Raw genomic sequence first — 3,084 nt, forward strand, 5'->3', positions numbered from 1 at the left:
CGGGCGGATGGGGTGTTGCGTCTACTGTCAGGAATGACAGTAGACGGGGGAGACTGAGGCCGTTTATCGGTTAGTAAAGGCTTTGGTAGCGTTGCGTTGCTGCAAATTGTGGGTGTAAAAACACACCAGCATCTATCAAGAGAGAGCGCCATGAGTACCATCCGCTTCGGATGGTTCTGGCCAGCCAGGGCGGTGCGACCGACGAGATCTTTCCCGTGGCGAGGGAGCGAGCTCCCCCGCCACAGGGTTTTGTGGAGAGCCGGCTAACGCGGATCGACGTTATCCAGCGCCCGATTCGCCAGCAACCCTCCCAGCTCGATCAACTGCTGAATACCCAGCGCCACATGCCGACGTGAACCCTCCAGCTCGAACGCCAGATCACTGATCATGGCATCGGCCGAAGCCAGGGTTTCACTGAGGTTGGCGAGCAGGCATTCGGTGTCGATGCCGTTGATCACGGTGAAGAGCTTAGCGGGTGCGGGATCGGCCTCCGCCTTTTCCGGTTTTGGCTTCAGATAGAAGTCGAGGGCGCGCTCGGCGGCTTCGTCGAGTTTTTTAGCGGCGGCGGTTTTGTGCGGGGATGTTGGATCGGTGTCCGGTGGGTTGGGGGTTGCTTTGAACATGATTGAAGCTCCGATGCATTTGACAAGGAGCCATCACCCATTCGCTACCAAACGGAGGGTGGCGGCCATACGAAGGTTGGTAGACCGGGCATCGGAGCCGGCGCCTCCGAAGAGACCCTGCGCATGGCCACCAGAAAGCAAAGTGCATGGCTGCACTCGCAGGAGGTGACGCTATGCACCGACAACCCGGGCTACCAAACCCGATCGCTGATTTGTCAGCGACCTGGAAACGATAAAGTCCGGCCTATAGGCGCACAAGCCGGCGGATTCTGGCGCAGTTGTAGGCAATGGCGCAAGGCGGTGTAGTCGCTCCTGCAACGTCCTACATCGGAGCTTACAATTTGACCATTTCCCACGTTCCTGCGTGGGAAAATCGGCAGGGATGCTCCCCGTTCCGCTTTAAATAAGTCCATCACATTTTTTGCGTCACCTGTTTTCGGAAGAGGGAAGCCGCGACCTTTATTGGTTAGTAAAGGCTTTGCTCGCGTTGCGTGGCTGCAAAAGATAGGTGTATAAACACACAAACACCTATCAAGGGGAACACCATGAGTACCATCCGTTGGAATGTCGCCGTCTCGGCCGACACCGACCAGTCGCTTCGGATGTTTCTGGCCAGCCAGGGCGGTGGCCGCAAAGGCGACCTGTCGCGCTTTATTGAAGAAGCGGTACAGGCACACATTCTGGAGCTGACGGCCGAACAAGCCAAGGCCGCAACAGCCAATCTGAGCGAAACGCAATTGACCTCAATGGTCGATGAAGCTCTCGACTGGGCACGTAAGCGCTGATGCGGGTTGTGTTGGATACCAACAGCCTGTTCAGCGCTCTGATTTCGCCACACGGTGCGCCCGATGCTATTTACCGCGCCTGGCGAGCGGCGCGTTTCGAAGTGGTGACCTCGCGGATGCAACTCGATGAAATCCGTCGGGCCAGCCGCTATCCCAAGCTCCAGGCCATCCTTCAGCCCGCTAAAGTGGGCGCCATGATCAATAACCTGCAACGGGCAGTCGTACTGGAGCGTCTGGCCATCGAGGTCGAAGCCGATGATCCGGATGACTCATTTTTACTGGCGATGGCCCTTGCAGGTGACGCGGACTATCTGGTAACCGGTGATCGCCGCGCCGGTCTCCTGCAGCGTGGGCACATAGGACGCACGCGGATTGTCACGCCTACCGAGTTTTGTGCCGAGATGCTGTGATCGATCGGGATTTTCCCCGAGACGTCGGTCCGCACCAGCGGGGAGTAAGGTGCACAAGCTGGCGGACTCTTGCGTAATTGTAGGCAACGGCGCAAGACGGGCAGTCCGAGGGGGTAGGATGGGGTGGGACACAGTTTCGGCAAGTTCGGGGCTGTGAAAGCGAGTTTCTTCGCTTTCACAGGACTTCTGATAGATAAATGCGTTCCCTTATCCGCTTCTTCGTCCCCAAATTGGCAATGCTACTCCTCAGCTATTGAGCGGTTCGAATGCCAGCATACGGGGAAATAGCCTAGTACCATCGTCATGAAAGGACAGAGAGCCAGGCCTTTCTGTTGTCATCACATATGCCGAAATAGCGGATCTGCCGTTACTGTAGAACCATATATGCGCGACCCCCGTGAATTGATCATTCGGCTGTGGGCCCGAGGGTCTTGTTTCGATCAGTCCTTCAAAAGTTCCAAAATTCTGCGGAAAGGCCTCAAGGAGGTCCTGTATAGGTTTTGTCGGTTCCCATCCAACTTCGCGTGCCCATGCGTGCACGTCCGCAGCGGTCGTGAACCCTTCACGTCTTAACAGTCGGTGTATATTCTGGACGACCACCCCATAACGCGCCTCTGTACCGACGGAGTCCCTAACCACAATCGTAGTCCCACCGTTCCGAAGACCGGTTACCTTGCCCGCTTCAGATACAGATGCAGTTTGTTGATTAAGCGAGGTATAGGTATAGGGTGGAACTCCGCCGGTGGGAATACGGATACCTGTATTGTTGGGAACCTCTCGCTCCACCAAACCGAACGATTGAAAAAACTTGATGCCGTCCAAGAGCATGGTTGAAGGATCCAGAGTCATGGGGGGACTTACGTTGACGGTATAGGTCCGCAACGGAAAGGCAACAGCCTCGCTCTGGCTGGTGCTGCGATCGAAAGTAACCTCCAGCACCACCTTGAGCTCAGAACCGTCGCGCAGTTTTTCAAGCTCGCTGCGCAACAGCGCTTTAGAGAGGCCGGCTGTTACTTCGCTCGAAATAACCGCTGAACTGGAGTAAAGCGTAATCGTATAGTCCGAACCATTCTGCGCAGTACCTTCAACACGCAACCAAACACGTTGTCCCGCCGCGATTAACGGCCATGGCGCGACGGTAACGCGGGCATCGCCCGTGAAATTGCCCAGATTCAGCTCGCTACCGATACCATTTTGTGCCGCCTGCGGAATCAGCGGCATGCCAAGACTGGCCTCGGGTATGGCCTGCACCGCCAGATTAAGCGA

At 56.4% G+C, this 3,084-nt stretch carries 4 protein-coding genes; 2 read left to right on the top strand and 2 right to left on the bottom strand.

Going from position 1 to position 3,084, the window contains the following annotated elements; genetic code table 11:
• Positions 1-263: 263 nt before the first annotated feature.
• A complete protein-coding gene (locus tag MKS85_RS28650) occupies positions 264-623 on the bottom strand; it encodes a DUF6124 family protein (RefSeq protein WP_139049399.1) in 360 nt (119 codons plus the stop codon).
• Positions 624-1,168: 545 nt separating this feature from the next.
• Between MKS85_RS28650 and MKS85_RS28655 the strand changes: the two genes are divergently transcribed.
• On the top strand, positions 1,169-1,408 hold the full coding sequence (locus MKS85_RS28655) for a ribbon-helix-helix domain-containing protein (protein ID WP_092459033.1): 240 nt from the start codon (positions 1,169-1,171) through the stop codon (positions 1,406-1,408).
• Entirely contained in the window at positions 1,408-1,818 is a 411-nt protein-coding gene (locus tag MKS85_RS28660; protein ID WP_188252474.1) for a putative toxin-antitoxin system toxin component, PIN family, read from the top strand. The genes MKS85_RS28655 and MKS85_RS28660 overlap by 1 nt, the downstream gene beginning before the upstream one ends.
• 246 nt (positions 1,819-2,064) lie before the next feature.
• Here the strand turns inward: MKS85_RS28660 and MKS85_RS28665 are convergent.
• On the bottom strand, positions 2,065-3,084 hold a 1,020-nt coding region (locus MKS85_RS28665), incomplete at its 5' end, for an Ig-like domain-containing protein (RefSeq protein WP_310663250.1).

It is taken from the genome of Pseudomonas sp. JL2 (assembly GCF_031570495.1).
Classification (GTDB): domain Bacteria; phylum Pseudomonadota; class Gammaproteobacteria; order Pseudomonadales; family Pseudomonadaceae; genus Aquipseudomonas; species Aquipseudomonas rhizophila.

Excerpts from the sequence above, each read along its gene's own strand:
- MKS85_RS28650 (WP_139049399.1), bottom strand. The coding sequence starts at position 623 with ATGTTCAAAGCAACCCCCAACCCACCGGACACCGATCCAACATCCCCG.
- MKS85_RS28660 (WP_188252474.1), top strand. The coding sequence starts at position 1,408 with ATGCGGGTTGTGTTGGATACCAACAGCCTGTTCAGCGCTCTGATTTCG.
- MKS85_RS28655 (WP_092459033.1), top strand. The coding sequence starts at position 1,169 with ATGAGTACCATCCGTTGGAATGTCGCCGTCTCGGCCGACACCGACCAG.